The 22,896-nt window shown below is 42.2% G+C and carries 18 protein-coding genes; 2 read left to right on the forward strand and 16 right to left on the reverse strand.

The window, feature by feature from the left end; all coding sequences use genetic code 11:
* Positions 1–2: 2 nt before the first annotated feature.
* From ACESTK_RS03665 to ACESTK_RS03715, 11 genes are all read right to left on the reverse strand, one after another.
* Entirely contained in the window at positions 3–1,487 is a 1,485-nt protein-coding gene (locus ACESTK_RS03665; protein ID WP_187565232.1) for an ATP-binding cassette domain-containing protein, read from the reverse strand.
* A complete protein-coding gene (locus ACESTK_RS03670) occupies positions 1,484–2,533 on the reverse strand; it encodes a sensor histidine kinase (protein ID WP_373118715.1) in 1,050 nt (349 codons plus the stop codon). Before ACESTK_RS03670 ends, ACESTK_RS03665 begins: the two co-directional genes overlap by 4 nt.
* Before the next feature lie 7 nt (positions 2,534–2,540).
* Positions 2,541–4,187 (reverse strand): response regulator, encoded by a 1,647-nt coding sequence (locus ACESTK_RS03675; RefSeq protein ID WP_187565234.1) that lies wholly within the window; start codon positions 4,185–4,187, stop codon positions 2,541–2,543.
* A gap of 214 nt (positions 4,188–4,401) precedes the next feature.
* The gene (locus ACESTK_RS03680) at positions 4,402–5,334 is read right to left on the reverse strand and encodes an ABC transporter substrate-binding protein (protein WP_118577606.1); all 933 of its coding nucleotides are present in this window, start codon (positions 5,332–5,334) and stop codon (positions 4,402–4,404) included.
* Between the two features lie 138 nt (positions 5,335–5,472).
* On the reverse strand, positions 5,473–6,489 hold the full coding sequence (locus ACESTK_RS03685; RefSeq protein WP_118577607.1) for an ABC transporter permease: 1,017 nt from the start codon (positions 6,487–6,489) through the stop codon (positions 5,473–5,475).
* The gene (locus ACESTK_RS03690) at positions 6,482–8,014 is read right to left on the reverse strand and encodes a sugar ABC transporter ATP-binding protein (RefSeq protein ID WP_118577608.1); all 1,533 of its coding nucleotides are present in this window, start codon (positions 8,012–8,014) and stop codon (positions 6,482–6,484) included. The genes ACESTK_RS03685 and ACESTK_RS03690 overlap by 8 nt, the downstream gene beginning before the upstream one ends.
* Positions 8,015–8,215: 201 nt before the next feature.
* Entirely contained in the window at positions 8,216–8,854 is a 639-nt protein-coding gene (locus tag ACESTK_RS03695) for a bifunctional 4-hydroxy-2-oxoglutarate aldolase/2-dehydro-3-deoxy-phosphogluconate aldolase (RefSeq protein WP_373118719.1), read from the reverse strand.
* 15 nt (positions 8,855–8,869) lie between these two features.
* Positions 8,870–9,922 (reverse strand): sugar kinase, encoded by a 1,053-nt coding sequence (locus ACESTK_RS03700; RefSeq protein ID WP_373118722.1) that lies wholly within the window; start codon positions 9,920–9,922, stop codon positions 8,870–8,872.
* A 2-nt stretch (positions 9,923–9,924) separates the two neighbouring features.
* Positions 9,925–11,670, reverse strand: coding sequence for a dihydroxy-acid dehydratase (gene ilvD, locus ACESTK_RS03705; RefSeq protein ID WP_373118725.1), 1,746 nt, complete (start codon positions 11,668–11,670; stop codon positions 9,925–9,927).
* Positions 11,671–11,688: 18 nt separating this feature from the next.
* Positions 11,689–11,925, reverse strand: a complete 237-nt coding sequence (locus tag ACESTK_RS03710) for an HPr family phosphocarrier protein (RefSeq protein ID WP_118577612.1) — start codon at positions 11,923–11,925, stop codon at positions 11,689–11,691.
* A 13-nt stretch (positions 11,926–11,938) separates the two neighbouring features.
* Positions 11,939–13,294 (reverse strand): GntP family permease, encoded by a 1,356-nt coding sequence (locus ACESTK_RS03715; RefSeq protein ID WP_373118728.1) that lies wholly within the window; start codon positions 13,292–13,294, stop codon positions 11,939–11,941.
* 280 nt (positions 13,295–13,574) lie between these two features.
* Between ACESTK_RS03715 and ACESTK_RS03720 the strand changes: the two genes are divergently transcribed.
* Positions 13,575–14,258, forward strand: coding sequence for a FadR/GntR family transcriptional regulator (locus ACESTK_RS03720; RefSeq protein ID WP_373118730.1), 684 nt, complete (start codon positions 13,575–13,577; stop codon positions 14,256–14,258).
* Positions 14,259–14,619: 361 nt separating this feature from the next.
* Here the strand turns inward: ACESTK_RS03720 and ACESTK_RS03725 are convergent, their stop codons facing one another.
* From ACESTK_RS03725 to ACESTK_RS03745, 5 genes are all read right to left on the reverse strand, one after another.
* Positions 14,620–15,579, reverse strand: a complete 960-nt coding sequence (locus ACESTK_RS03725; protein WP_237963611.1) for an ABC transporter permease — start codon at positions 15,577–15,579, stop codon at positions 14,620–14,622.
* Between the two features lie 2 nt (positions 15,580–15,581).
* A complete protein-coding gene (locus tag ACESTK_RS03730; RefSeq protein WP_237963612.1) occupies positions 15,582–17,072 on the reverse strand; it encodes a sugar ABC transporter ATP-binding protein in 1,491 nt (496 codons plus the stop codon).
* A gap of 205 nt (positions 17,073–17,277) precedes the next feature.
* The gene (locus tag ACESTK_RS03735; protein ID WP_373118733.1) at positions 17,278–18,363 is read right to left on the reverse strand and encodes a substrate-binding domain-containing protein; all 1,086 of its coding nucleotides are present in this window, start codon (positions 18,361–18,363) and stop codon (positions 17,278–17,280) included.
* A 103-nt stretch (positions 18,364–18,466) separates the two neighbouring features.
* On the reverse strand, positions 18,467–19,663 hold the full coding sequence (locus ACESTK_RS03740) for a nucleoside hydrolase (RefSeq protein ID WP_237963614.1): 1,197 nt from the start codon (positions 19,661–19,663) through the stop codon (positions 18,467–18,469).
* 63 nt (positions 19,664–19,726) lie between these two features.
* Positions 19,727–20,641 (reverse strand): ribokinase, encoded by a 915-nt coding sequence (locus ACESTK_RS03745; RefSeq protein ID WP_373118735.1) that lies wholly within the window; start codon positions 20,639–20,641, stop codon positions 19,727–19,729.
* A 313-nt stretch (positions 20,642–20,954) separates the two neighbouring features.
* Between ACESTK_RS03745 and ACESTK_RS03750 the strand changes: the two genes are divergently transcribed.
* A complete protein-coding gene (locus ACESTK_RS03750) occupies positions 20,955–22,853 on the forward strand; it encodes a PfkB family carbohydrate kinase (protein WP_237963621.1) in 1,899 nt (632 codons plus the stop codon).
* Positions 22,854–22,896: the final 43 nt, after the last annotated feature.

A 22,896-nucleotide genomic window follows, 5' to 3' on the forward strand; every position in this document is an offset into this window, starting at 1 on the left:
TTTTATTTTCTCTCTGACAGATACATGTGCAGCCAGGGCACCGGCGATGTAATCTTATGAAAATTTTCTCTTGCAATTTCCCTCTTTTCCCCATTCTCCCCAAGAATCAACAGGCGATCTGCCATTGCCAGAGAATCCGATAAATTCAAAGATAAGATCACCACCGAAATCCCCTTATCCAGGAACTTTTCCAACATACTCCAGATAAACATCCTGTGAGCAAGGTCAGCGCCGCAGAAAGGCTGAATACAAAACAGAATCTCCGGTTTCTGCAAAAGTACTCTTGTATACACCAGCTGATACTTCTGCTTTTCACTCAGTTCCTCCACCGGCATTTCAAAAACGTCTGACCCTAATATGGGACTGTATTCATTCCGAATACTTTTCTGAAGACGTTTGTTGTGCCAGATTGAAGGAACTTTCTCTGTCAGACAAATACAGAGATTATTCATATAATCCAGTTCGGGAAAAATCATGGTTTTTGTAGTACGTTCCTGGATTACTGCAATCCTGCAATTTCCCGGAATCTCTGTCTGCTTCCCATTCAACAGGAGTTCTCCACTTTCCGGTAAAATATCTCCGGTCAGAATCTTCCGCAGCTCCTCCATTCCCCTGGCATCCATAATCTGTACGGCCAGGCATTCTCCTTTATGCACATCAAAGGAAAAATTGCAGGCAGCATCCTCTCCGTAGCCCTTCCACTGAAAAACAACCGGTGCAGCCTGCTTCCCTTCCCTTTTTTCCGTATGATAACGGACCATGTCGTTATATTCCGTCATGTAAGTTACGGACGGATCATTGAACAGCTCCTCTCTTTCCAGAATCTTCTGGATTCTTCCATTGGTAAACAGCGCACATCTGTCACAGATACTGGAAATCTCCTCCAGATGAGAACAGATATAAAGAAAAGAAAACCCTTTTTCCACATAATGACGGATAATTCCATGAAGCTTTTTCAACTCATCATCACTGACAAGAGCTCCAACTTCATCCAGCACGATCAGATGATATCCCATAATCACAGCCCGGAGCAATTCTACAATGATCCGTTCAAAAGTGGAAAGCTTCTCCACATCTTTATTAAGTGGAATGTCCATTCCGATATCTTCAAAAAAGGGCTTCATCTGCCGGTTCAGGATCTTTGTGCGGATCACCCACTGGCGAAAGCCCGGGCGCAGTACAAAAATATTATCTGCAATATTTAAATTCCCTGCCAAAGAACTTTTCTCCTGGATAATGCTGATCCGGTTTGCAGCCTTATAATGTTCTTTCCAGGTATTTACCTTTTCCCCACCGTAATAAATGTAACCGTCATAGAGGGGAAGATTCCGCTCCAGAAGTTTCAGAAGAGCTGTTTTCCCATGACTGTTAACAGGCAGAAATCCCATAACCTCCCCCTGAAAGATCTGAAGGTTGAAGTCCTTCAGCTTCACAACCTCATCCTCTTTATACGTCACACGCTCCATTCTGAGAACTTCATTTCTCATACCAGCACACTCCTGTTTTTCACCTGTCTGTCGTCAGTAAGTATAGGGATGGTGATCTCCACATCTGTCCCTTCTCCTGGTACAGAATAAACGTGCATTCCATATTCATCCCCAAAGATCAAATGGATTCTGTTATTCACATTCACCAGAGCGATTCCGCCTTGTTTTTCTTCATTGTCGTGAAAAGCCTTGGTTGACTTGCCCAGTTTCTGGTTCAGCTTTGCTAAGGTCAGCTCGTCCATTCCCACCCCATCGTCTGAAATACGGATGAGCAGGCGATTCTTTGTACACTGAAAACGGATGTAGAGATTTCCACCTCCAACCTTCAGCTCCACGCCATGAATAATGCTGTTTTCCAGAATCGGCTGCAACGTCAGTTTGGGAATTCTGCAATTCATGATCTTTTCATACTCTGCAATATCATAATCAATATGAAGCTGCAGCCGGTCCCCGAAACGATATTTCTGAATTCCGAAATAAGTCTCACAGTTATCCAGTTCTTCCTCCACAGAAACCAGATTCTCCACCTTGGTAATGGTGTAACGGAAAAATCTTGCCAGGGCTTCTGTCATATCTGCAATGCTGTCCAGACCTGCAATAATGGCTTCTCCACGGATGCTTTCCAGTGTATTGTAAAGGAAGTGGGGATTGATCTGATTCTGCAAAGCCAGGTACTGGGCCTGTCTTTTGTTCAGATCCATATATTGGGGAGAACGCACAATGCGGTCTACCATTTTCATCTGCTTCTGGAGGCTTGGAGTCAGGTTCAAGAGCTCCATATCTTCTTTTTCTGAAAAAATATAACCCTCCAGAAAACGATCCATCATTTTTTCACAGCGCATGTAAGGACGGTGGATCCAGAGCCAGAATACAGTTGGAAACAAAATTACAAATATTGTTATAATTATGGCTATCCACCAGGGTGTTTCTCCTTTATATGCCAATAACAGCTGAATTACCGCCAGAATAATAAAACTCCCGAAGACTACCGTTCCCAGGACAAGCGCACGGTTGGATATGTATTTCAGTTTTTCTTTATATTTCATTTTTGATTTATCCATACAATTTTCTATATGTAGAGGGTTTCACCCCTGCCGCTTTCTCAAAGGTATGTGTGAAATGTTTCGGGTCGTTATATCCTACCCTCTTGCAGATTTCTGTTACTGGAAGATTGGATTCCCGAAGGAGTAGCTTGGCCTGTTCCATTCTCACGTTGATCAGATATTTTGCAAAACCTTCTCCTTCTGTCTTCTTGAATAAGACACTGAAATAAGCAGTGCTAAGTCCCACCATCTCGCTGACTTCCTCTAAGGTCAGAGGATCACTGAAATGGTTCTGGATATATTCCTTTGCCTTGCGAACCGGGCGAATGGTATCATTTTCATAACGTTCAGCCTGCTCCTGGATATATTTTTGCTGGAAATCCCTAAGACATGAAAAAATTTCCTCTATTTTTCCACATTTATCACACTGTTTACGGAATTCCTCCACTGTAGCAGTGCGCTCTGGAATCCGAATACTTGCTGCAAAAATATCAGCTGCTGCATACACCAGTTCGAAAATCTCGCTGCCCCGGATTTCTTTCGCCTTATTTACCGTATCCTGCAAATCATCTACTGCTTCTGCTGCATTCTGAATGCTGGAGATTTCTACAGCATGAGTAATATCACGAAGATACTTTTTCAGCAGCTCACTCTCCTGAATTTCTGAAGCTTTTCCCATACAGTCGAGAACCCGTCCATCCCCTTTTACCAGTCTTTCCTGGATCAGTTTTCGGGCTTCCTGCATAGAGTCTGCCAAATGCTCTGCCTCTTTGTATACTGCTCCAACTGCCATGGAAAAGCTTACATGCTGAAACATATTTTTCTGGATTTCCATCTGGGTAAGGCTGCTCTTCATGCTCCGGCGGATGGATTCCTTCTCACTTTCCGGGTAGTTAAGAATGCCGTAGCAGTAATCATCACGAATCAGAAGAATTAATTCGCGGCTGTCTTTTTTCAGATTTCGTTCCAGGACCTCACGTACTTTTTCCATAAGGATCTCACTGGAAGTGGAGCTGATCTCTCGTGCGCCAGCCAGACCTGTTGTTCCATCCATCCTGCCGCCAGAAATAATCTTTCTTCCATAATCCACTTTTACGCAAAACGCCTGGTACACTCCCTGTCTTGCTTTCAGATGATAAATGCTCGTCAGTGTGTCCTGTGAAACCGGCATATCCGGCTGATCCAGCAGCCTGTCGATCAGATTTGCCCGTAAATGGTCATCATCCCTTTTCGCCTTATTTACAAGCTCCTGATGATTCAGTTCCGACTCCTTGCGCTCCCCGATCTTTTTCTGCAATTTCTGCAGGGTAGCAGTCAGTTCCCCCTTGTTTACCGGCTTCAGAAGATAATGTCCCACACCGTAACTGATAGCCTGCTGTGCATACTCGAAATGGGCGTAACCGCTGATTATGATTACTTCCAGAGCGGAATCCAGCTCCTTCACCCTTTTTACCAGCTCCAGGCCACTGCAGCCTGGCATGCGGATATCTGTGATCAGAATATCCGGCTGTGTCTGCCGTACCATTTCGCAGGCTTCTTCTCCGTTGTGGGCGACTCCCACCACCTTCATTCCCATAGAATCCCAGTCGATCAGTGCCTGGATCAGCTGGCAGATCCGCACCTCATCATCTGCAATTACTACCTTTAAAATCTCCATGTTCTCCGTCCCCATTACATAATTACTGTGAAGAAATTTCCCCATTTTTTTTAGAAACTCTCTCCACTTTTTCTTACTTCTAATGATAATCCATTTCAGCATTTTAAGCAAGAAAACCGCCGGAAAAACCGACGGTTTCTTGCTCCTTATAATTACTGTCCCAGCCGTCATCATATCCATGACGTTCCATGAACAATATTCCTTTTATTTCAGATTATTTATCAGAATCCTTTGTGATCACAGATACACCTGTATCTGTAACTTCTCCGCCGAGCTCCTCGCCGTTGATTGCTTTTACAGCTGCTTTTACGCCTTCAGATCCCATAACATCCGGGTTCTGAGCCATTGTGCAAAGAAGATATCCGTCGTCGATCAGGTTCAGGATCGCGTCAGATTTATCAAAACCAACACCGATGATGTCAGCGTTTCCAGCTGCTTTGATGGCATTTCCGGCACCAGTTGTGGAACCTTCGTTACATCCAAAGATACCAACAACGCCCTGTGTAATGTAGTTCTCTGCGATACTCTGGGATTTTGCAGCATCACCTTCGCCGTACTGGGTTTCCATGATTTCGAAGTCTGTGCCGTCAAATGCTGCGCGGAAGCCTTCCTCACGGTTTACGCAGGAATCAGTAGCTGCGTTTACATTAATGACACCGATTTTTCCGGATGTAATACCAGCATCCTCAAGAGCCTTCTTCATCTCTTCTCCTGCTGTTGTTCCAGCTGCTTTGTTGTCTGTGGAGAAAGTAGCTTCTGCCTCGACATTTGCAGGGGAGTCAACATATACGATCTTAATTCCCTGGTCTTTTGCTTCCTGAAGTGCGGAAGAAATAGCGTCTGGTCCATTTGCAGCAACCATGATCGCGTCATAGCCACCTGCTACTGCGTTGTTTACACACTCGATCTGCTGGGCATCATCCTTTGTGTTCGGGGACATGAAGTCAACTGTTACACCAAGCTCTTTAGCCTCTTCCTGAGCACCTTCGTTCAGGGTGATCCAGTGCTGATCAATAGAATCCATTGTAATCAGCGCAATTTTCTCTTCGCCTGTAGCCTTAACATCATCTGATGCATAAACAGTAGCTGCTCCAAGGGAAGCGATCATAGATACTGCACATACCATAGCTAAAAGTTTTCTTTTCATTGTAAAAATCCTCCTAAAAATTATTTTTTATAACTACCCGCCTTCTCCATTTGCGGTTTAGTTTCATGAAATTATTTTGCATTTCCCATATTCAGTTGTCGATTTCATTTTCCTGTGAAAAATACTGTTTTCTTGCGGTTATTTTTTTCTGTGTTTGCCAAACTGTCCGTTTCTTACAACTACATCCAGCAATACGGCTGCAACTACGATCACGCCGATTACAACTCGCTGGATACCAACCTGTGCACCGATCATGTTCAGACCATTTTCCAGTGTCTGCCAGACAGCTGCACCTGCGAAGGTTCCAAGAAGGATTCCAGTTCCTCCAAGTGGGGAAACGCCACCGATTACGCCGGCTGCTACGCCGTACATCTCGTACATGTTTCCAGCTTCCATATTTCCCATACCAGCCTGTGCGCAAAGGATAAGTCCAACTACACAGGAGCATACGGAGCTTACCAGATAAGTCTTTACTGTGGTGGAAACTACGTTTACACCAGAAAGCTTTGCTGCGTCCACATTAGAACCGATTGCGTAAATATGACGGCCTGTACGTGTCTTGGATAAGATAAAGAAAAATATAACAAAAATAACAAGTGCGATCCAGAATGTGTTATAAATGCCAAGTGTTTTACCGTAATAAAAACAATTTTGGAATGCATCAGCCGTTTCTTTTCCAACACCTGTTGCAATGGCATCTGTGTTTCTGTTTCCGTTTACCATGTAGGCAATTCCTCGTGCTACGAACATGGTTCCAAGCGTTGCAATAAATGGAGGAAGTTTAAACTTTCCAACCAGATATCCGTTTACTACACCAACTACCAGACAGGCAATAAGTGCGATCACAATTGCAAGGAATGGTGCCATTCCTGTTGTCATTAAGGTGGCTGCGATCATGGCGCTCATTCCGACCATGGATCCGATTGACAGGTCAATGTTTCCAGTGATCAGTACGTAACTTTGTGCAATACCGATCAGCAGGTACTTGGACATGGAACGCAGCAGGTTCAACATATTCTGTCCTGAAAAAACCGCCGGGTTAATGATACCAAATGCGATATAAATAATGATCAGCCCCACAAATGCGGTAAGTGCTGCCCCCATTCCCCTGATTCCCAATAATTTCTTTAAGGGGCGTTGCTGTTTACTATTCATTTTTACTTCCTCCCTCAGTTTCCTTAATACTCTTGTTTTCAAAGGATGTTGCCATTGTAAGGATCTCGTCCTGGGTGGCTTCCCTTGCTGAAACCTCACCGGTGATACGTCCGTCACACATTACGATGATACGGTCTGCAATTCCCATGACCTCCGGCATTTCAGAGGATACAAACATAACTGCAATTCCCTGTTTTTTCAGCTCATTCATCAGATTGTAAATTTCTACCTTTGCACCAACATCAATTCCTCTTGTTGGCTCATCGAAGATAACAACCCGTGAATCTCTTGCAAGCCATTTTCCAACAACTACTTTCTGCTGGTTTCCACCAGAAAGATTGCCAGAATCAATTTCTACGTTCGGTGTTTTGATCCGGAGATCCTTCACTGCTTTTTCGCAAAGAGCATCTTCTTTTCCTGAGTTTATCACACCTATCTTATTGCATACAAGGTCAAGATTTGGCAGTGCCAGGTTCTGGCGAATACTCAGTTTCGTACACAGACCGTCTTTTTTACGATCCTCAGGAGCAAGTACAACACCGTTTCGGATAGCATCCATTGGACAGTTGACTTCAATTTTTTTACCATCCACATAAAACTCTCCGCTGTCTTTCGGATCAACACCGAAGATGGCTCTTGTAGTCTCCGTTCTTCCGGCTCCCATCAGTCCCGCAAATCCTACAATCTCACCTTCATATAAAGAGAAGTTGATATCGCGGACCATTTTTCCAGCATTAAGATTTTTCACTTCAAAAACCTTCTTGCCTTTCCTACATTCCACTCTCGGGAATTTTTCTTTGATTTCACGGCCTACCATATTTTTGATAATGTAGTCCATGTCCATATCTTTGAAATTACCGTCTGTTATGTATTGTCCATCTCGCATGATGGTAACTCTGTCCACGATATGAGACAGTTCTTCCAGTCTGTGTGAAATATATACGATTCCTCTTCCTTCGTCCCTCAGCTTTCGGATGATACGGAAAAGATCATCAATTTCTTTTGCTGTCAGAGAGGATGTAGGCTCGTCCATGATCAGGATCCTTGCATTGATGGAAAGTGCTTTTGCAATTTCAACCATCTGCTGTTTAGATACTGGCAGATCTCCTACGATCTGATCCGGACTGATGTCGATTCGAAGATCGTCCAGAACCTTCTTGGCTTCTTTCCGCATCTTCGCATTATTTAAGGATAAACCACCTTTTACTTCTCTTCCAAGGAACATGTTTTCCGTTACTGTTAAGTGCCTGCACATGTTCAATTCCTGATGGATAATGGCTACTCCTGCTTCCTGGGCCTGCTTTGGTGTCAGGTCGTCATAGGATTTTCCGAAGATTTCCATCGTTCCTTCATCTCTGGTATATACACCGCTGAGGATTTTCATCAGGGTTGATTTTCCGGCTCCATTTTCCCCAAGCAGCGCCATGACTTCTCCAGAACGCAACTCAAACTTTACATGATCCAGGGCCTTTACACCCGGGAAGCTTTTGCTGATATTGTTCATGGAGACAATGACCTCATTCATTCCATTCCCTCCTCATTTATTTGTTTTTGCTTTCCTTTGTTGATATTATCTTAACTCATACGATGGGGTTGGGATAGAGGGGGAGAGTTTGGGTTTATGGGGGTTTTTTTAATGTATGAAGTGTATGTGTGTAAAAAACAGGATCCTGTTTTCATGCAGGATCCTGTTTTTTGTGAATATGAATATGTGTAATACCTCCGATTATTTTCGGATGGAATCAACCAGTTTTCGTGCTTCTGCTGTCAGGTCTCTGATCTTGTCAAATTCTCCGTTTTTTACAAGCTCTCCTTTTACCATCCAGCTTCCGCCGCAGCATATAATTTTGTCAAAGGAAAGATAATTTTCCAGATTTTTTGCATTGATACCGCCAGTGGGCATAAACTTAATTCCCACATAAGGTGCAGCCATAGCCTTGAGCATGGCAACTCCGCCTGCCGGTTCTGCCGGGAAGAATTTCACCACCTTAAGGCCTCTTTTTACTGCCTGTGCGACCTCAGACGGTGTGATGCATCCCGGAAAAACAGGAATTTCTTTTTCCAGACAGTAATCTACGATCTCCGGATCAAATCCAGGGCTTACAATAAACTTCGCACCGGCTGCAACAGCTGCATCTACCTGTTCTCTGGTAAGAACGGTTCCTGCTCCTACAAGCATCTCCGGAAACTGTTCTGTCATCAGACGGATTGATTCTTCTGCTGCCTCTGTACGAAATGTAACTTCTGCACATGAAAGACCACCTTCAACAAGCGCCTTTGCAAGGGGTACTGCATCTTTTGTATCTTCCAGCACAACTACCGGAACAACACCAAGCTTCTGAAACTTCTCTGCTATATCCATCATTTGAATTTCCTTTCGTTATCTTTTTATATCAAAATTCATTTCCATCACATGTCTGATCAGGGAAACATCATCTGTAATATTTCCGTCACCATGAATGGTATGCTTCACTGCACTGGCTGCAACACCAAAGTTCACAATATCCTCCGGTGTATATTCATTCATCAGTGCATAAATAATACCGCTTACAAATGCATCTCCACCTCCAACACGGTCAAGAATATGGAAGGTAAGCCGTTTGCTTTCATAAATCTTTCCGTTTAACCAGAGATAAGCCATAAGGCTGTTCTCACTGCAGCTGTGTGCAAAACGCACATGTCTTGCAATGCATTTGATATTCGGATATCTCTCTGCAAAGGCCCTGAAGACTTTTTCCTGCTGTTCACAATCTGGCTGGAAGGGAACACCATCCTTTACATCACCTGCTGTATGATCTTCTTCATTTTTCCAGATATGGTAAGGCTCGATTCCAAAGAGAACATCTACATATGGAAGGCAGAGGGTACAGAAATCTCTTGCTTCCTCCCAGCTCCACAATGTACTTCTGAAATTTCCGTCAAAGCTGACGGTCATGCCATTTTCCTTTGCTGTTTTCAGGCAGGTCAGAATCAGTTCACTGCAGCTTTTTCCAAGTGCCGGAGTGATTCCGCTCAGATGAAGCCAGGTGTATCCTTCCAGAAGTTTCTTCACATCTGTTTTGCTGAAATCATACTCTGAAAAAGCACTGTGTTTTCTGTCATAAACGACTTTACTCGGGCGGATTCCATAACCTGTCTCCAGATAATAGGTTCCAAGGCGATGTGTCGGTGTCTCTTCCTCTGTTGAATAAATTACGCTGTCACAATTCACATCGTTGCTTCGCATCATGCGAACAGCACTTTTTCCAAGACTGTTTCCCGGAACTACTGTAAAGAATGATGCATCTACGCCAAGATTTGCAAGGGAGAGGGCCACATTGGCCTCGCTTCCCCCATATCTTGCCTCAAAAGATGTTGCTGTTCTGATTTTTTCATAATCCGGCGGAGTCAGTCGAAGCATGATCTCGCCAATGGTAATAAATTTATGCTTCATAATTAATACTCCAGATAGGCTCCCTTCATCGGACTTGCAGCATGCTGGCTGAAAAGTCTCAGGACACCTTTTTTGTATTTCATTTCACGTGGTTTCCAATTTTTACGTCTTTCTGCAAGAATCTGGTCAATTTCCTCCATAGACTTGCGTTCTCCTGCGATTCCGATGATGTTCAGTTTTCTTTCCATAACATCGATTTCGATAAGGTCGCCTTCTTCCACAAGAGCGATCGGGCCGCCATCAACAGCCTCCGGGCTGCAGTGTCCGATAACCGGGCCGGTAGATGCTCCTGAGAAACGTCCGTCTGTGATCAGAGCAATGCTCTTTCCAAGTTCCTTATCACTGCTGATTGCCTCAGAAGTGTAGAACATTTCCGGCATTCCGCTTCCCTTCGGTCCCTCGTAACGGATGAAGACTGCGTCACCCTTCTGAACCTTATGCTTCAGGACTGCATCCAGACATTCTTCTTCACTGTCAAATGGCCTTGCACGAAGAACTGATTTAAACATTTCCTTCGGGCATGCAGTGTGTTTGATCACGGCACCTTCCGGAGCAAGGTTTCCACGAAGGACTGCGATACTTCCATCTGTTCCGATTGCTTTGTCATATGGACGGATGATGTCTTCCTTCGTAACATTTACATGGTAACGTTTGTTAAACTCTTGAAGCCATTTATCACATTTTTCATAGAATCCGTTGTTCTTCAGTTCTTCCAGGTTTTCTCCTAATGTCTTTCCTGTAACAGTCATGACATCCAGGTGAAGATGCTCTTTGATCTCTTCCATGATTGCCGGTACACCACCTGCATAATAGAAGCACTCTGCAGGCCAGCGACCTGCCGGACGTACATCCAGAAGATATCTTGCATTTCTGTGCAGCTTGTCAAATGTATCACCAGTGATCTCAATGCCAAATTCATGAGCGATTGCCGGAATATGAAGCAGGCAGTTTGTGCTTCCTGAAATTGCAGCATGTACAAGGATTGCATTCTCAAAGCTGTCCATAGTTACGATGTCAGAAGGACGCATGTTTTCCATCTGAGCAATTCTCACTGCCTGTCTTCCAGCTTCTCTCGCAAAGTCAAGAAGGTCAGGGCTTGTTGCAGGCATCAGGGCTGTGCCTGGAAGTGCAAGTCCAAGTGCCTCTGCCATGATCTGCATGGTAGATGCAGTTCCGATAAAGGAACATGCTCCACAGCTTGGGCATGCATTGCATTTTGCCCAGTCAAGCTTCTCTTCATCAATTTCGCCACGCTCATATTTTGCGCTGTACATTCCAAGCTGCTCCAGTGTCAGCATTTCCGGTCCGGCATTCATGGTTCCACCTGGAACAAATACGGAAGGAATGTTTACTCTGGCAAGTCCCATCAGATTTCCCGGAACACCTTTGTCACAGCTTGAAAGGTATACACCTGCATCAAAAGGAGTCGCATTTGCATGAATCTCGATCATATTGGCGATCATCTCACGGCTGGCCAGACTGTAGTTGATTCCATCTGTTCCCTGGCTTTCACCGTCGCAGATATCGGTACAGTTATAACGTGCTCCGAAGCCGCCTTCTTCTGCAATTCCTTTGCGGACTTCTTCTACAAGGATATTCAGATGTCCGCTTCCCGGATGGCTGTCACCATAGGTGCTTTCAACCATAACCTGGACTTTTCCAAGATCTTCTTTTGTCCAGCCTGTTCCAATGCGCAGCGGATCAAGCTCCGGTGCAAGTTTTCTCATTTCCTGACTTTTTAACTGCATGATTTTTTCCTCCATTTTTTATTCTCTGATAAGCTTTAAACTTTCCAGTGTTTTCCTGAGTTTCTCTTCGTCCTCTTCTTCTGCTCCAAGTTCTACATCATCAAATGTGGGAAGACTGAACACCCCCAGCATTGATTTCGCATCTACAATATATCTTCCACAGATCAGATCTACATTTTTCTCACATCCTGATGCAGCCTGCACCAGATGCTTGGCATCACACATATCTCTTAAATAAACCGGTATCTTTATCATTGCGTCCTGCCTCCTATGCAAAGATTGAAACAATAAAGCTTACAATAAGTGCCGTAACACCGATCAGTGTCTCCATGATCGTCCAGGATTTCAGGGTTGTCTTTTCGTCGATCTCAAGGAATGAGGTTACCAGCCAGAAGCCTGCATCATTCACATGGCTCAGTGCAGTTGCGCCGCCACAGATTGCACAGCACATAGCAGCTCTGTAAAGCATGCTGGTACCCATTACAGCCGGCATGGTTGCCATAATTCCGGATGCCATTGTCATCGCTACAATGGAACTTCCTACAGAAGCTCTGACCAGAAGTGCAATGAGAAATGCGATCAGGATCAATGGAAGCCCACTCTTCTCCAGCACCGGTCCGATAATATTTCCAAGGCCGGAATCCTGAAGCATCCATCGGATCACTCCACCGCTGGCAATGACCAGAAGAATCATACCTACCGGTCTGAGTGAATGATCCAGGATTTTCTTTAACTGGGCTCCTGTAAATCCTCGTTTGATTCCAAGGAAGTACATAGATGCCAGCGTTGCAATGGTTAATGCAAGGAATGGTTTTCCTATGAATCCCAGAACATCCTTTACTCCTTCCGGAAGCGGCATGTACTTGGATAATGTGCTGAGAAGGATGAGAACCAGTGGAATCAGTATCACCCCTAAGACCAGTCCAAAGTGCGGAAGTTCTTTTCCATCGTCTTTAATCTCTTCCACATTTGCCGGAAGCTCTGTGTAAATCTTATTGCCAACAAAGCTTCCCCAGAAAATTCCGGAAACCATCATACAGATCAGCGCTGTCGGAACTCCTACCATGATCATGGTTCCCAGATTCACGCCAAGTGCATTTGCCACAAGTACCGAGCCAGCAGACGGCGGAACAAAAGCATAGCCACTTGCCAGACCGGAAAGAAGGGGAATCGCATAATACAGGGTGGATTTTCTGGTCTGTTTCGCAACGCTGAACACCAATGGGATCAATACCACAACACCAGCTTCAAAAAATACGGTGGTACCAATTACAAGTCCTGTAAGTCCAAGTGCCCAGCCGGCTTTTTTCTGGCCAAATTTACTGATCAATGTCTCTGCGATTCTCTGGGCTCCTCCGCTTACCTCCAGGATTCCGCCAAACATGGAACCCAGGCCTACCAGAAGCGCGATTCCCTGCAGTGTCTTTCCAACACCTTTTTCTACCGTGTCCGAGATCATCGTAAGCGGCATTCCTGCTCCTGCCCCGATGATGATTGCAGAAATCATCATTGACAGAACCGGATGAAGTTTAAATTTGATGATCAGTACCAGCAGAACCACAATTCCCACCGCCGCCGCGATCATCAGTCTCATTGGATCCGCCGCAAAAGTTGTTTCTTCCATTTTTCTTTTTACCTCCTTAATTCATCTGATATTTTGCCTTCTTCCTATGAATTCATCTGACCTATTTAGTCGTTTTTATGTTTTTTACGCTGTTTAATGTCTTTTTTCTCGGAATTCATCTGATGTATTTATCATATATTCAATTCACTAAAAATGCAATACTGGAATTTTATCTAAAATTATATATCTGTTTTTGTATATTTTATCATTTTGACATTGAATCAAAAAAACCTTATCATAAAAAGTAAGAATTATAACTATCAGAAACGGAGCAAATCATATGATGAATTTGTTATCAGAAGAAAAAAGCCTTCCACAAAAAATATCAGAGGATATTATTGCACTTATTTTAGAAGAAAATTTACAGCCAGGAGATAAATTACCGAATGAAACTATTCTCTCAGAACGTCTGAATGCAGGAAGAAGTTCTGTCCGGGAAGCCATGAAGCTTCTCGCATCCCGAAATATTGTTACGATCCGCCAGGGTTCCGGCACCTATATCTCATCTTCCCCTGGAATGGTGGAAGATCCACTGGGCTTTACCTTTATTGGAAATAAGCAGAAGCTGATCACTGACCTGCTGGAGGTTCGTTTTCTTCTTGAGCCATCTATTGCTGCAATGGCGGCTACGCGCGCCGATAAAAAAGACGTAAAAAAAATCACCGCGCTTTGCGATGAAGTAGAAGACTTATTAAAAAAACATGAAGACCATACACAAAAGGATATAGATTTTCATGCAGCCATTGCTTTGAGCAGCAAAAACGTTGTGGTTCCAAGACTGGTTCCTGTGATTAACAGCTCAATCCCTCTGTTTGTAGAGACCACCAGAGGTACACTGCTGGAAGAAACCATCGAGACCCACCGTGAGATTGCGGATGCCATTGCTGCCCATGACCCGCTCCGCGCACAGGATGCCATGTATCTGCATCTGGTTTATAATCGTAAGAGGATTCAGATGCATTAATCAGATATTACAGATCCGCTTCGCTACTTGCTTATAGCCGAATAACTGCTATCTTTGAAAGACTACAATCCACACCGCCGCTGCTCTGGCTGCCGTAGCGCTCAGAGCCACGGGAAGTTCAAGATTACTGACAGCTTTTCCAAGAAAGTCGCTGAGTTTTCTATCCTTCTCACAATTTCGGTTCATAATCCAGCAAACTATCACTGCATGCAGCATAGATAATTTCAAGAAATGACATATCTCTCCAGAGATAATTCAGCATAATAAAATCCCCCGCATAAACAAATCTGTTGCAACATGTTTATGCGGGGAAGTATTTTCTATTTACCAAAAGTCTGTTGTTTCAAAAGCTTTCTTCTATCTATTTTTCTTTTTTTCTGGCAAGCATATTTCCCTGCACAATTTCAATATAGGCAGCAATAATAATTACTACACCAGTAACAATATATTGATAGAAAGTATCAACGCCCATTACTACCAGACCTACCTTTAATGCCGAAAACAAAACTGCTCCAATGACTGTTCCAAAAATATTTCCGCGTCCACCTGCCATAGAGGTTCCACCAATTGCAGCCGCTGCAATTGCATCCATCTCATATCCCTGACCTGTGGATGGATCTCCTGTTCCAAGACGTCCAATCATAACAAGTGCAGCTAATGTTGTACCAAGCATACCAATTCCATAAATTAATGCTTTCGTTCTCTCTACCCGCACTCCTGAAAGTCTTGCAGCATCTTCATTTCCGCCGACAGCATATGTATAAGCGCCAATCTTTGTTTTCTTTAATACAAAAGTTATAACAATCGCAAACAGGAAAAAGATTACCACAGCAAAAGTCATTACAGATGTAATCTTAAAATTGAATACATTTCGATAGTTTCTTGGTACATTCAGAACCGGATAACCACCCGTAATAACATATGCCACACCTCTGAACACCTGCATGGTACCCATTGTTGCAATGAACGGCTGTAATTTCATTTTTCCTACAAGCACACCATTTACAGCACCCATTAAAAATCCCAGTACAAGGCAGACAACAATCCATACCGGTATTGGCAGCCCCATTTTTGCAAGCTGTGCCCCGATACATGCCAGCAGTGCAAGAGAAGAACCTACAGACAGATCAATACCTCCGGAAATAATTACACACGTCATTCCAATTCCCATCAAACCATATGTTACGGCCTGCGTAATAATTGTTGCCACATTAGTTGCAGACAAATAGGAAGGTTCCAATGCGCTAAATAGTACAAACGTAATTAATAAAGCTACCAATGTGCTCCATTCTCTTCTGTATTTTTTATAAATTGTGCTCATTTTTAGTTTTCCTCCACTGTATAATTTAAAATGCTCTCTTCTGAAAATTCATCCTTCATAAGCTCTCCTGTAATTTTTCCATCGCTCATTACAAGAATTCGGTCACTCATACCCATGACTTCTGTCAATTCTGACGATACCATGATAATCGCTATCCCCTCTGCTGCCATTTTCTCCATAAGAAGATAAATATCAGCCTTGGCTCCAATATCAATTCCTTTGGTCGGCTCATCGAATATCATAACAGTTGCATCTGTTGACATCCAACGCGCCAAAATTACCTTCTGCGCGTTTCCGCCTGACAAGCTGACTGTCATAAATGCCGGATCATTTGGTTTTAATCCCACCTGTTTTCCTTTTTCCAGAGCATTTCTTTTTTTCTTATCATCATTAATAACAATTCCTGACATGTACTTTTTCATACTTGCCAAAGAAATATTATCTTTATTATCAAAGTTTGGAAGAATTCCTTCCTCTTTTCTATTTTCAGAAATCAATGCGATTCCAAGTTCAATTGCCTCGTGTGGTGATTTGCAATGAATTTCTTTTCCATTTAATCTGACACTACCCTTTGTATAGGAATCAGCTCCAAAAATCGCACGCATTACCTCTGTTCTTCCAGCTCCTACCAAGCCAAAAAAGCCAAGGATTTCTCCTGCATATAAATCAAAATTTATTTCTTTAAACAAATCAGATTCTAAGCCCTTTACACTGAGAACCGGTTCCTTTCCTCTCTTCTGGCAAGGCATTGTACGCTTTGCAAACAAGGAAATATCACGCCCAACCATAGCCTGAATAACCTCATCTCGTGTTGTTTTCGCCATTTCGATGGTTTTAATGTATTTTCCATCTCGTAATATCGTCGCACGGTCACACATCTGAAAAATCTCATTCATCTTATGGCTAATATAAAGTATCGTTATCCCTTTTTTCTTTAAGTCATTCATAATTCCAAATAAAGTCTCTACTTCCTTATCACTCAATGAAGCTGTAGGCTCGTCAAAAGAAATAACTGTTGCATTCACCTCTAACGCTTTCGCAATGGATACCATCTGTTTCTGACCAGTTGAAAGTTCGCCCATCCGGTCTGTTGGACGAATATGACAGTTCAGCCTGTTCAACAGAGCTTCTGTATCCTGATTCATTTTTTTCTTATCAATAATCCCATACTTCCCAGGTTCTTTTCCCATAAACATATTTTCTGCCACTGTCATGTCGGGAATACTTACAATTTCCTGGTGTACTTTTGCAATACCATTTTCAATCGCATCCGCGACATTCGAAAACTTTACTGTTTTCCCATTAATTTTAATCTCACCAGTCGTAGCCGGAAATACTCCATGCAATATATTGAGCAGAGTACTCTTTCCAGCGCCGTTTTCTCCGATAATTGCATGGATTTCTCCCTTTCGTATTGAAAAACTGACATCATCCAAAGCTTTCTGCCCAGGGAAGGTTTTCCCTATATGCTCAAACTCGATGTACTTTTCCATAGATGCACCTCCGTCTTATCTGTTAACACAGATATTCAAAATCTAATACAAATTTCTTTTTTGCACAAATCTTTTCCAAATATTCTAATCCTGCATATACCTGATTCTCTTCTGTATATTTTGCAACAGCAGTCTTGGCTGTCCGCTGATTTTGATAAGATGTGGGGCGGTTCCAGTACCGTCCCACATCTCCTGATTGTCAAAATTACTCAAATACCGGAGCATAATCGTATCCGAAAATCTCCTCAAAACTTGCATCTGCATTACTTGCATCACGGATGCTCTGCGGAGCGTAAACAACCTTCGGAACTTCTTCGCCTGCCAGTTTACGAACCTGCATCTCAACTGCAATCTGAGACATAACATTCGGGAAGAAGTCAACTGTTGCATCCAGTTCACCAGCCTTAATAGACTCGACAGCTTCACTTGTTCCATCAGTTCCAACAACTACACAGTCACTATCTGCTGCTGTTACTGCCTCAAGTGCTCCCATTGCCATAGTATCATTGTTACAGTAAATACCACCTAAGTCCGGATACTGCTGAAGCAGTGTTTCTGTAATATCATATGCTTTCTGGCGATCCCAGTCACCGTTCTGAACTGCAACTACTTCAATATCGGATTTGTCGGAATAAAAATCATTAAATCCCTGTGTACGTGCCTGAGCAGCTGTTGCCTGTGAAAGTCCGGTAATGCAGGCAACCTGTCCTTTCTGTCCAATTGTATTGTAAATCCATTCTGCGCCCTGAACACCTGCCTGATAATGCCATGCACCTACTGTTGTGCTTGAATATGGTGTGAATGCATCCATTACTGTTGTCAGATCAATTCCAGCTTCCATTGCTGCTTCCATTCCTGGAACAAGGTTTGCTTCTGAAATTCCAGATACAAGGATTCCATCATATCCTTTATTTACCATATCCATCAGAAGGGTAAGCTGTCCTTCCTCATCTGTCTCTGTCTGAGCACCTCTTACATCCACTGTCAGATCATAACCAGCATCCTGGAAATTCTTTTCTGCTGTCTCAGCGCCTTCGCCTTCCATTCTCCAGAACTCATTCTCAAATGTCTTGGTTGCGAAACCAAGGGTGACTTTTTTATCTAATTTGGAAATTGCTTTAAGATCTTCTCTGATATCATTATAGGAAACTGCCTTGTCATAAAAATCGTATCCCTGCTCTGCTACATCTGCGCCAGGAAGATCAGCTTCTGCTGCAAAAGCACTTACTCCTGTTGATACTGTTAATGCCATTGCCATTGCTGCTGCAACTGCTACTTTCATTTTATTCATTTTTGAATCCTCCCAATCTGCTTTTACTTTTTATTTGTGATAACCGCATTATGCATGCATATCACGGTTATCACACTTTCTTATTTAATTAAACGAGTTTCTCTTATAAATCTTTTGTCAGTATATCTACATAGAAGTTCCAGAATGCATCTCTGTCAATATCAAACAGTATGTTGCATTTCTGTACACCGTATGGCATTCCCACACCAGCTTCTACGTCACGGTTTCTTGCGGTCCACCAGCTGATTGCATGTCCATAATCTGGTCCGTAATTTGTATCAACTGTTAAATATCTCTCCTGAATGTCTGTTGCAATTTCCGGGTGAAGCCATACTGCTGCTGTAATAGAATCCCATACAAAGCTGGTAGCTTCCGGATCATCCTCAAATCTCTTTGCCTGACCTTCAACGATAAGTTTGGAAATTTCATTTCCTTCGTTTTCTACAATACGATCATAAATATCTTTTGTATAGAATACATCTTCTGCAATATCATTTGGAACAACAAGCTGATCTTTCCATGCAGCATTCAGACAAATTCGAATTCCTTCCGGATCATAATACCAGTTATATTCTGCTGTTGTATTTGAATTTCCAGGAATATCAACTGCGCCGCCCATATAAACTACACCAGCTGCATCGTCTACAATTGTCGGATCTTTTCTTACTGCAAGTGCCATGTTAGTTCCCGCACCTATAACAAAAATTGTTACTTCTCCAGGGTACTTGTGAACCTGTTCAATAATGAAATCAACAGCATGTTCGTCCTGTGCTTCTGTCTCTGCATATCCATATTTGGGTTCAGTTGGGAGATTCTTATAATCCGTAGGGCGCTGTGATACATCTCCAAAACAACTTTCATTAAAATTCCAATAAGCACCACTGTATTCCGGCATACCCCAAATCTGGCTTTCTGCTTCCATATTACGGAATCCCATAAGCGGTACATCAGTTCCCATATAAACAGGGATATCAGATCTTCCAATTAACTCCAGCTGTCTAAGAGCTGCTGTTGTTCCCACTGCACTCCATGTATTTCCTCCAACTGTAGTCACTCCAAGGAAATCACAGTCTCCCATCTTATCAGCCTGTGCAAGCATGAACATTACAATCGCATCGTCGTTTAAATAGCTCATATCTGTATCCAGGATAGCTCTTTTTACTCCTGTACTCTCTGTATTCTCTGCCGTTGCTTCTACCGCCTGAGTATCAGTTGTTTCTTCTGCAAATGCCACTGCCGGCATTGCCATTGATGCAAGCATGCTTGCTGCTAATGTAACCGCTAAAAAATTTTTTTTCATTCTTAAATCCTCCTGTTTGTAATAGTTTTGTTTTTTCTTTCCTACTGTTTAATTACCATTCGCTTATTTTTCCCTTTCCCTCCCTTTTTCGTTTTTTTCAAAAGATTCCATCACTTCGTTAAGCATAGGAATCGAATTAACAGCTCCAGCTCTTGACACAGCTATTGATGCAGCCTTTGACGCTATTTCTAGCGTTTCAGAAATATCAAAACCTTTAAGCAGTCCTGCCAGAAAAAATCCGGTAAATGTATCTCCTGCTGCTGTTGTATCTATTACTTCTGTCTTGAAAATAGGCTGCCGAATTTCCACTTTAGAATCAAAATAAACTGCGCCTTCACTTCCCAGAGTCAATACAGCCTTCGAATCAGGCAATTTCTCACGAAACATCTGAATCATACTGTCAGGCTGAGACTCTCCGGTAAACTGAGCTCCCTCTACTTCATTTAATAAAAACAAGTAGATTTTTGAAAAATCACATTTATCTAATTTGTCATCAAAAGGAGAAGGGTTTAAAACAATACGCATTTCTTTCTCGTATGCTTTATCAATTATATAATCCAATTGATTAATCTCATTCTGAAGAAGTAAATAATCTCCGGCAGTAAAATCAGAAAGAACTTTGTCAATATATTCTCTGCTCTGCATTTGATTTGTTCCGCCATATAAAATAATATTGTTTCGACCTTCCTTATCAACCTGGATTATTGTATGTCCACCCTGCGCAGGAACTTTTTTTATATATGTAGTATCTACTCCATACTCTTTGCAGATGTCCAATAAAATATCTCCATCCTCACCAATTAATCCTGCATGGTTAACTGCAACTCCTGCTTTCGCCAGCGCAATAGACTGATTAAGTCCTTTGCCTCCACAAAATGTCTTTAAGCTGTCAGATAAAATTGTTTCACCAATTTGAGCAATATGATCTACCGAATAAACATAATCGATATTTAAAGATCCATAGTTTAATACCTTCACTTGTTTCCCTTTCTTTGTTTGTGATGTTTTTATATGAAAATGTTTTCTGAAACCGTTTTCTTTATTCAGATTCTATATCGGTTTTTGGTTTTTGTCAAGCGAAAGTAATTCATTTTTGTCATTTCGTATTTTTTATACAATATTTTCGCATCATTATTGTGCTATTTGCCAACTATCATTCTTTACCCTTGTGTAAATTATACTTTTCCTATATAATCAAAATTATATTACATTTTTATCGTTTAATAAGTAAACACAGATGTTCTCTCTTTTAACCTTCAACCATACTGATAAATTACGAAAGGATTTTCCTATGACAATAACAGATATTGCTCGAATTGCAGGTGTCTCTGTTTCCACTGTTTCCAAAATCATCAACGGAAAAGATGAGCATATTAATGCCCAGACACGCGCACGAGTTCTTAATGTTGTAAAAGAATACAATTTTACGCCTTACAGCACCATAAAAAATCTTTCCTCATCCAAAAAATTCCTTCTGGGTGTATTATTGCGTTCCTCTGAAATTTCGAAAGGAATGCTTGATGGAATTTTATATACCGCTCAAAACAATGGATATGGGGTGGTTCTGCTTGAAAGCTACAGCGACCCGGAACTGGAAGCAAAACACATAACCAAATTATGTTCCACACCAGTAGATGGTGTAATCTGGGAACCCGCTTCCGATGACAGTCTTTCTTCTGCTGAAATTTTTGAACGTCATAAAATCCCTTACTGTATCACCGGAAACTATAATTTTTCTCCAACTTATACAATTAATTTTCATGAAATCGGTGCCTATCTGACGCAAAAAATAGTAGATTGTAAACATAGCAAAATTGCCTGTCTGTCTGTAGTGAGCAATGCAGACGGAGCTTCTTTTGTCTCAGGTTTCCGCAGCTGTCTTTACAATAACCACCTTCCGTTTTCTGAAGCTTCCGTTTATTATGAGCCTGGCGAAAAAGAGATTCTCGAACTGCTTAAGCAAAACTATACTGCTGTCGTCTGCAATCAATATGAATTAGCCCTGATTTTATACGAAATACTGGATCAACAACATATACAGGTTCCAGAAGATTTTTCTATAACCTGTATCCTTCCTTCTATTCCACCAAATGCTTATTTACCGCATCTTTCCGGTATTTCTATTCCTTTTTTTGATTTTGGAAGCCGTTTATGTAAAGAAGTAATTAATATGTCCGAAAATAATGATTACACCGTTTCGGATTATACATTGTCATTTCCTTTGACCTTGAATCACGAAAAGAGTATTTCTGTAATCAATCCGCCACATAAAAAAATATTGGTTGTAGGAGCAATCCACCAAGACAATGTTTTCCATGTTGACACACTTCCTCAGGCAGGAAGCACTATTAAAATTTCAAATGCCATTTGCGCCCCTGGTGGAAAAGGTGCCAATCAGGCAATTGGAGTCGCACACCTTAGTGGCTCTCCTTTTTTAATTGCGGCTGTAGGAAATGATTATGAGGCGATACACCTCTTAGACATACTGAATAAAGAGAATGTTCCAACCACTGGAATCTGTAAAAAAAATAGCGCAAGAACAGGTCAGTCTTATATATATCTGGAAGACAGCGGTGAAAGTGCCATTACAATTCTACCAGGTGCAAATGACAAACTTACGCCTGATAACATCCGCAAAAGAGAAAACCTGTTCCATAACTGCCGTTTTTGCCTTCTGTCTAACGAAATCCCCATTGAAACTGTGATTACTGCTGCAAAAATAGCCAGACAAAATGGGGTTGAGACAATTTTCAAACCAGCAGCATTAAAAAAACTTCCAGCTAAACTATATGAAAATATAGACATACTGATTCCAAACCGCCGTGAAGCAGCTGCACTGTGTCCACAATATTCATCTGTAGAACAGCAGGCTGATTACTTTTATCAGCTTGGAATTCCAACTGTTATTATCACTCTCGGAGCTGACGGATGTTATTTAAAGACTGCTGAAAGCGCTAAGTACTTTCCTGCTGTTGATTTAAACGTAATCGATTCAACAGGAGGAGCCGATGCTTTTATATCTGCTTTTGCCAGCTACCGCAGCGAAAATTATTCGCTGGAGCAATCCATTCAGATTGCTACAATTGCAGCTGCTTTCTGCGTTTCCAGGCAAGGAGTCGAATCTGCTCTAATTGACAAAAACAGTCTTGAACTGTATATCGCCAAAGAACAATCAGACTTGTTACATTAACGCTGCAGATCATATAAAAAGGTATCATAAGAACAAACTGATA

This window comes from Ruminococcus sp. Marseille-P328 (assembly GCF_964249465.1).
In the GTDB taxonomy this organism is placed as follows: domain Bacteria; phylum Bacillota; class Clostridia; order Lachnospirales; family Lachnospiraceae; genus Blautia_A; species Blautia_A faecis.